At 66.1% G+C, this 7,451-nt stretch carries 4 protein-coding genes; all 4 read right to left on the bottom strand.

Translation table 11 applies throughout. The annotated features are described in order from the left end of the window. The coding region (locus EN781_RS20210) for a transglutaminase N-terminal domain-containing protein (protein ID WP_281034382.1) at window positions 1-447 on the bottom strand (447 nt) is incomplete at its 3' end. Between the two features lie 3 nt (window positions 448-450). Continuing rightward, entirely contained in the window at window positions 451-2,862 is a 2,412-nt protein-coding gene (locus EN781_RS20205; protein ID WP_126058517.1) for a circularly permuted type 2 ATP-grasp protein, read from the bottom strand. A 6-nt stretch (window positions 2,863-2,868) separates the two neighbouring features. After that, window positions 2,869-6,228: a transglutaminase family protein gene (locus EN781_RS20200; protein WP_126058516.1), complete on the bottom strand. Its 3,360-nt coding sequence runs from the start codon at window positions 6,226-6,228 to the stop codon at window positions 2,869-2,871. Window positions 6,229-6,334: 106 nt separating this feature from the next. After that, complete coding sequence (locus tag EN781_RS20195) at window positions 6,335-7,450, bottom strand: acyl-CoA dehydrogenase (RefSeq protein ID WP_145965561.1); 1,116 nt, start codon at window positions 7,448-7,450, stop codon at window positions 6,335-6,337. Window position 7,451: the final 1 nt, after the last annotated feature.

The following is a 7,451-nucleotide window of genomic DNA, read 5'->3' as shown; positions in this document are numbered from 1 at the left end:
GTCCAGGACCGTGGCGACGGTCGAGCCGGCGATGCTGCCTTTCGCATAGGCGGTGATCGCGGAATCGATGCCGGCATGATCGCTGGCGGCAAGAAAATGATGCGGGGAATCCGGCGACAGCGACCGCACGCCGCCGAGTTCTTCCCGCAGCCGCTGGAGGTCGGGCGATACGTCCAGCCCCGGTTCCGGGCGCGACACCGACACGCGCGCGCTCATCCGGATGTCGAGCGCGTCATGTGCATCGCGAAAGGCGATCGAAGTGACGTTGTTGCCAAAGAAATCGGAAAAGTCGGAGCGCTCGCCTGGAGCCGGCACGAAGGACAGCGAAGCCGCGACTACCCGCTGCACGCCGCCAATCGTCGGCGGCAGCACGCGCACCTGGTGCCGGCCGCCACCGGCCGCGGCATCATAGTCGTAGCTCAGATGAAGCCTGATGTCGTAGAGCATGCGCTATCCGAAAAAGGCCTTGGCGAGGCTGTTGTAGAGGCCGCCGATCTCATTGGCGAGATCGTCGATGACTTGCGCCGTCATGTCCGAGGGTTCCATGACGGCGATCGCCGTGTTGAGCTGAAGGATTTCCTTTGCCGCCGGCGACATGTGCCCTTCGCCGCCGCTCGAAGGCAGCATGCCGATCTCCGCCTTCAACCGCTCGAGCTGAAACAGGATGGAGCGCGGGTTGAGCGGGTCGAGCGCCAGGAGATCGATCACCGTGCGCCGGCCGGCCTGCACCGGGTACTGCCGGCGATGAGTCATGACGCTGTCGCCGATCTCCAGCATCATGTCGAGCGCGCCGTCGGGCGCGCCAGCCCTGGTCAGCCGGGCAAGCATGCGGGCGATCTGGATGCCGCGCTCCAGCCGCCGGCCGATTTCGAGAAAGCGCCAGCCGGTGAAGCGGTACATGTTCTCGTGCAGCAGGCCGGAGAAGCCGGCGAGCTTGCGCAGGATCACCGTCATCGCCCGGGTCGCGTCGTCGCCTGGCGCCACGGTCCTGGCGAACTGATGGATGGTCTTCGACAGGTCCTTCAGCGCCAGCCAGCCATCCGGCGAAAAACGGTCGCGAATCTGCCCGGCGCTGTAGACGGCGCTGTCTAGCGTGCCGATCAGGCCAAGCGGGATCGCCGTTTCGACGTCGATGCCGAACGGTTCGAGATAATCCCTGATATCGGCAAGCAGCGGCGTTTCAGGATCGGAGGTCTCAGCCAGCCGCACATGATAGGCGCGCAGCACGCGGGCCGTGTCTTCCGATCGCTCGATGTAGCGGCCGAGCCATGTCAGGTTCTCCGCCGCGCGGCTGGGCAGACTCCCAGGCATGGAGCGGGTGAAGCTGTCATGCTCCTGCGGCAGCAGTGTCTCGCGCTCGACCGGCCGGTCGCTGACCACCCAGACATCCGCCGCCTGGCCGCCGCGCTGCATGGCTATGGCTGTCGTGTCCTGCGAGAAGCCGACCCGGGCAAAACCGCCGGGCATCACCGTCCAGCCATCCGCCGTGCGCGCCAGATAGACGCGCAGGCTGGCCGGCCGCGGCTCCAGCCAGCCGCCGACATAGACGGGCGTTGTCGAAAGCGTCACTGCTTCCTGGCCGACGAAGTCGCCGCCGCTGCCCTTGATCCGCGCCACCAGTTCGGCCCGCTCGGCATCGGAGAGCATCGATCCCAGCCTGGTCGCATCGTCGTCCTCGAAGGCAAGCCGTGTCGACAGCGCCGGTCCGACCACCATGCGGTCGAAATTGGCAAGCACATGGTCGCGCTCGTTGTCCTGCCCGCACCACCAGGTGGCGACGCTCGGCAGCAGCAATTCTTCGCCGCGCAATTCCCTGGAAATCCTCGGCAGGAAGGATAGCAGCGCCCGCGTCTCCATCAGGCCCGAGCCCAGCGCATTGACGGCCGAGACCGTGCCGCTGCGGATCGCCTCGACCAGGCCGGGCGTGCCGATCTGAGAATCCGGCCTGAGTTCCAGCGGATCGGCGAAGGCGGCATCGAGCCGCCGCCACAGCACGCCGATCGGCTTCAACCCCGAGACGGTGCGCACCATCAGCTTGCCGCTGGAGACGGTCAGGTCCTCGCCTTCGAGCAGCATGATGCCGAGATAGCGCGCGATATAGGCGTGCTCGTAATAGGTCTCATTGAGCGGTCCCGGCGTCAGGATGGCGACGCGCCCGCCAGTGTCCTTGGCCATGCCGATCAGCGCGTCGCGAAAACGGCGGAAGAAGCCGGCGAGGCGATGGACATGCATCTCGCCATAGATGTCGGACAGCGCGCGCGTGGTGGCGACACGGTTCTCCAGCGCGAAGCCCGCGCCCGACGGCGCCTGCGTGCGGTCGCCCAGCACCCACCAGCGGCCGTCCGGACCGCGGCCAAGCTCGAAGGCCAGCATGTGGAGGAAATGGCCGCTGGCCGGCCTTGTGCCGGCGACGGGCCGCAAATATTCCGGGCTGGCGGCGATCAGGCTGGCCGGCAGGATGCCCTTTTGAATCAGCCGGTTCGGACCGTAGACGTCGGCCAGAATCTCCTCGAAAAGGTCGGCGCGCTGCACGAGGCCGGCGCTGATCGCGGCCCATTCCTTTTCCTCGATCAGCAGCGGGACATGCGCCAGGGGCCACTCGCGCTCATTGGCGCCCGCCTTGTCGTAGACGCGGTAATAGACGCCGGCGTCGCGCAGATACTGGTCGGCGCGGGCGAAGCGCTGGGCGAGCTTTTCAGGGCCAAGGTCCTCCAGCGCCTCGATGAAGGCGCGCCAGACCGGGCGCGGATTGCCCGAGGCGTCGACCATCTCGTCGACGACGCCGTCGATCGGCTGGTAGTGCTCCAGCAGACTGTGGCTCAGCGGCTTGCCGCCTATCTTCTTCTGATTCCCCTTCGCCATCGTCGATCAGAGTCTTGGAGGCCGCCTGAGGTCAAGGGTCATCGGGAAATCTTCAGAAGCTTCTTCGTTGTGGAGCACGTAACCCGCCGGTGTGTGGCCGCGTGGCTCGAAGCGGGCAAGCCGCCGCGCCTCCGCCTCGTTGCCATTGACCGGGAAGGTGTCGTAATTGCGCCCGCCGGGATGCGCGACATGGTAGACGCAGCCGCCCACCGCCCGGCCCGACCAGCGGTCGTAGATATCGAAGACCAGCGGCGTGTTGACCGGCAGCGCCGGATGCAGGCCCGAGGCTGGCTGCCAGGCCTTGAAGCGCACGCCCGCCACCGCAATCTCCCTGTTGTCCGTCACGTTCATCGGTACGACGCGGCCGTTGCAGACGACGGCGTGACGCTCCGGATTGAGGCCCTCCGTCTTCACCTGGAGCCGCTCGACGGAAGAATCGACGAAGCGCACGGTGCCGCCGATCGCGCCTTGCTCGCCCATCACGTGCCAAGGTTCCAGCGCCTGCCTGAGCTCCAGCTTGACGCCGGCATGCTGGACCTCGCCGCAGAAGGGAAAGCGGAATTCGAGCTGCGCGGCGAACCATTCCGGACGGAATTCGAAGCCGTTGAGCTTCAGGTCCTCCAGCACGTCGAGGAAATCCGCCCAGACATGGTGCGGCAGCATGAAGCGGTCGTGCAGCGAGGTGCCCCAGCGCACGAAGCGGCCATCGAGCGGGTTCTTCCACGCGCGGGCGATGATAGCGCGCACCAACAGTTGCTGCGCCAGGCTCATGCGCGCATTGGGGGGCATCTCGAAACCGCGGAACTCGACGAGGCCCAGCCGGCCGGTCGGGCCGTCGGGCGAGAACAATTTGTCGATGCAGATTTCGGAGCGGTGCGTGTTGCCGGTGACGTCGGTCAAGAGATTGCGGAACAGCCGATCGACCAGCCATGGCAACGGGGCCGCGCCCTTATCGGGATGCGGCACCTGCGCCATCGCGATTTCGAGTTCGTAGAGCGAGTCGTGGCGCGCCTCGTCGAAACGCGGCGCCTGGCTGGTCGGGCCGATGAACAGGCCCGAGAACAGGTAGGACAGCGACGGGTGGCGCTGCCATTGCAGCACCAGGCTCTTCAAGAGGTCGGGCCGGCGCAGGAACGGGCTGTCGTTCGGCGTCGCGCCGCCCACCACGACATGGTTGCCTCCGCCGGTGCCGGTATGGCGGCCGTCGATCATGAACTTGTCGGTGCCGAGTCGCGACTGCCGCGCCTCCTCGTAGATTGCCGTGGTCGTGGCAACGCATTCCTGCCAGTTGGCGGCGGGATGGATATTGACCTCGATGACGCCGGGATCGGGAGCAACGCGGATGACGTTGAGACGCGGATCGTGCGGCGGGCCGTAGCCCTCGATGTGCACCGGCAGTCCGATCGAGCGCGCGGCGTTCTCGGCCGCCGCGACCAGTTCGAGATAATCTTCCAGCGCCTCGACCGGCGGCATGAACACGCAGAGTCGGCCATCGCGCGGCTCGACGGTGAGCGCGGTGCGCACCGCGCCGCCGATCTCGGCGATCTGCTGTTCGACACGGTCCTGCTGGCCGACCACTGCGGTGAACGACACCGCCTGCTGGCGGCGCGCCATATCGTCGGCGCCTTCCAGTTCGGCCGGCGACGCTACCGGCAAAATGGCCGCGCGCTCCGGCAGCGGGCCACGCGGAACCGATGGGTCGACCGGCACGATGTAGGGGAATTGCGCCGGCGGCACATAGGGCAGAGTGCCAAGCGGCAAGCGATAGCCGACCGGCGAATCGCCGGGAACCAGGAACAACCGGCCACGCCTGGTCTTCCATTTCTCCGATCGCCAGCGCGGCCCCGCTGCCTGGCTGTTCCAGCGCTGCACCGGCAGCACATAGCCCGACGGTTTGGTCAGGCCGCGCTCGAACACCCGCGCCATGCGGCTGCGCTCTTCCGGGTCCTCCAGCTTGGAATTGGACGGATCGACATTGTCCGGCAGCTTGCCTTCCTTGAGCAGCCATTCGGCCGGATCCTCATAGGCCTCGCTGACCATCGCCTTGTCGATGCCGAGCTCGCCGGCGATCGCCGTCAGCAGGCTTTCGGCCTGCTGCGGCCCGATGTCCGTCTCGCTCCTTTCGCGCGCGATCAGGGACGGGTCGCGCCACACCGGCTCGCCATCGGTGCGCCAGTAGAGCGAGAAGGTCCAGCGCGGCAGGCTTTCGCCCGGATACCACTTGCCCTGGCCATAGTGGAGGAAGCCGCCCGGCGCGAAGCGTTCGCGCAGCCGGCGGATCAATGCATCAGCCTTCTCACGTTTGGTCGGGCCAACCGCCGCCGTGTTCCATTCCGCCGACTCGAAATCGTCGATCGACACGAAGGTCGGCTCGCCGCCCATGGTGAGGCGAACGTCGCCCGCGGTGAGCGCCGCGTCGACCTTGTTGCCCAGCGCGTCGAGCGCCTGCCAGCTTTCGTCCGAAAACGGCTTGGTGATGCGTGGATGCTCGGCGATGCGGTCGACCCGCATGTCGAAGCCGAAATCGACATTAGCGAAGCTCGCCATGCCGGAAATCGGCGCGGCGTTGCGGAAATGCGGAGTGGCGGCCAGCGGCACATGGCTCTCGCCGGTGAGCAGGCCCGAGGTCGGGTCGAAGCCGATCCAGCCGGCGCCCGGAATATAGACCTCGCACCAGGCATGCAGGTCGGTGAAGTCGACAGCGGTGCCGGGCGGCCCGTCCAGCGAGACGAGATCCGGCTTGAGCTGGATCAGGTAGCCGGAGACGAAGCGCGCGGCGATGCCGAGATTCCTCAGGATCTGCACCAGGAGCCAGCTGGTATCCCGGCACGAGCCCTTGGCCGCGGCCAGCGTCTCCTCCGGCGAAAAGACACCTGTCTCCATGCGCACGATGTAGGCGATCTCGCGTTGCAGTCGCGCGTTGAGGTCGACGAGGAAATTGACGGTGTTCCTCGGGCTGCGGTCGATCGTTCCGAGGAAAGCCGACAGCAGCGGCCCCGCCGGCTCCGGCGTCCGGTAGATGGCGAGGTCTTCCCTGATTTCTTCCGGATACTCGAACGGAAAATTCTCGGCCGATTCCTCGACGAAGAAATCGAACGGATTGTAGACCGTCATGTCGGCGACGAGATCGACCTCGATCTTGAGCTCGTTCACCGGCTCAGGGAAGACGAAGCGGGCGAGGAAGTTGCCGTAAGGGTCCTGCTGCAGGTTGACGAAGTGATTCTTCGGTTCGACCTTCAGCGAGTGGCTTAGCACCTTGGTGCGCGAATGCGGCGCCGGCTGCAGCCTGATCACCTGGGGCCCAAGCACGACCGGCCGGTCGTATTTGTAGTGGGTCAGGTGGTGGACAGCTGCCAGAATTGCCATGGTGCCCCGGGGTTCGGCGTTTCACTTCGCCGAACCCTGACACAAATGCAGGCCATTCTCCAAGCAGAGATGTTGCGCTGCACCTAATTTAAGCAGCGTTGCCGGCTTAGAAAAACGCCTGGATACCAGTCTGCGCCCGTCCGAGGATCAGCGCATGCACGTCATGCGTGCCTTCATAGGTGTTGACCGTCTCCAGGTTCTGCGCATGGCGCATGACGTGGTAGCCGATCTGGATGCCGTTGCCGCCGTGCATGTCGCGGGCCTGGCGGGCGATGTCGAGCGCCTTGCCGCAATTGTTGCGCTTGACGATCGAGATCATCTCCGGCGCCATCTTGCCTTCGTCCATGAGCCGCCCGACCCTGAGCGAGCCCTGCAGGCCCAGCGTGATCTCGGTCTGCATGTCGGCGAGCTTTTTTTGGAAGAGCTGCGTGCCGGCGAGCGGCTTGCCGAACTGCTTGCGGTCCAGGCCGTATTGCCGCGCCCGGTGCCAGCAATCCTCAGCGGCGCCCATCGCGCCCCAGGAGATACCGTAGCGCGCCCGGTTGAGACAGCCGAACGGCCCCTTGAGGCCCGAGACATTGGGCAGCAGCGCGTCTTCGCCGACCTCGACGCCATCCATCACCACCTCGCCGGTGATTGACGCGCGCAGCGACAGCTTGCCACCGATCTTCGGCGCCGACAGCCCCTTCATTCCCTTCTCCAGCACGAAACCGCGGATCTGGTTGTCGTGCGCCGCCGATTTCGCCCAGACGACGAAGACGTCGGCGATCGGGGCGTTGGAGATCCACATCTTCGAGCCGGAAAGCCTGTAGCCGCCCGCCGTCTTCTCGGCTCGCGTCTTCATGCCGCCCGGGTCGGAACCGGCATCCGGCTCGGTGAGGCCGAAGCAGCCGATCCATTCGCCGGAGGCGAGCTTCGGCAGGTACTTCTTGCGCTGCTCGTCCGAACCATAGGCATGGATCGGGTACATCACCAGCGACGACTGCACGCTCATCATCGAGCGGTAGCCGGAATCGATGCGCTCGACTTCCCGCGCCACCAGCCCATAGGTGACGTAGTTGGCGCCGAGCCCGCCATATTCCTCGGGAATGGTGATGCCGAGCAGGCCCGCCTCGCCCATCTCGCGGAAGATCGAGGGATCGGTCTTCTCGTCGAGATAGGCCTCCTCGATGCGAGGCGCGAGCTTGTCGGCGGCGAAAGCGGCGGCACCGTCGCGCACCATG

The organism is Mesorhizobium sp. M4A.F.Ca.ET.090.04.2.1, assembly GCF_003999085.1.
Lineage (GTDB): Bacteria > Pseudomonadota > Alphaproteobacteria > Rhizobiales > Rhizobiaceae > Mesorhizobium.
The sequence above is the reverse complement of the archived record's forward strand: the minus strand, read 5'-3'. Positions and strand labels throughout refer to the sequence as shown.

Coding starts and splice junctions, on each gene's coding strand:
- EN781_RS20200 (WP_126058516.1), bottom strand. CDS start 6,228: ATGGCAATTCTGGCAGCTGTCCACCACCTGACCCACTACAAATACGAC.
- EN781_RS20205 (WP_126058517.1), bottom strand. CDS start 2,862: ATGGCGAAGGGGAATCAGAAGAAGATAGGCGGCAAGCCGCTGAGCCAC.
- EN781_RS20195 (WP_145965561.1), bottom strand. CDS start 7,450: ATGGTGCGCGACGGTGCCGCCGCTTTCGCCGCCGACAAGCTCGCGCCT.